Below are 432 nucleotides of genomic sequence, written 5' to 3' on the forward strand. Positions count from 1 at the left end.
GGCCGTCGGCCGGAATCATGGCGGGTGCTGCGCGCATCTGCCGCTCGGCGGCGATGCGGATCAATTGCCCGGCCATGTCGAGCAGCCGCTTCTTCAGTCGCGCTTTGCGCGCCTGCCAGGCGCCGCCGCCGAGCTTGTCGAGTGGCGCTTCCGCCGAATCCGAACCGTAGCGTGAGAGGAGCTCGATGTTTTCGACCGGCAGGAACAGCCGGTCGTCGCCGGCATAGTGGATTTCGAGACAGTCATGCGGTGCGCCGACCGCTTCGATGGTGCGCAGACCAATGAATCGGCCGATGCCGTGGTCCGCGTGAACGACGATGTCGCCGGATGACAGCGACGATGCTTCGGCAATGAAGTCGGAGGCACGCTTTTTGCGCTTGGAGCGGCGGATCAGCCTGTCGCCTAGAATGTCCTGTTCGGCGACGACGACCA

Annotated in this window: 1 protein-coding gene; it reads right to left on the reverse strand. The window is 64.8% G+C overall.

Features of this window, described 5'->3' with window-relative positions; genetic code table 11:
- Nucleotides 1–432: CarD family transcriptional regulator (locus EOA60_RS37065; protein WP_281060836.1), on the reverse strand; the 432-nt coding region annotated here is incomplete at both ends.

It is taken from the genome of Mesorhizobium sp. M1A.F.Ca.IN.020.06.1.1 (assembly GCF_004023265.1).
Taxonomy (GTDB): domain Bacteria; phylum Pseudomonadota; class Alphaproteobacteria; order Rhizobiales; family Rhizobiaceae; genus Mesorhizobium.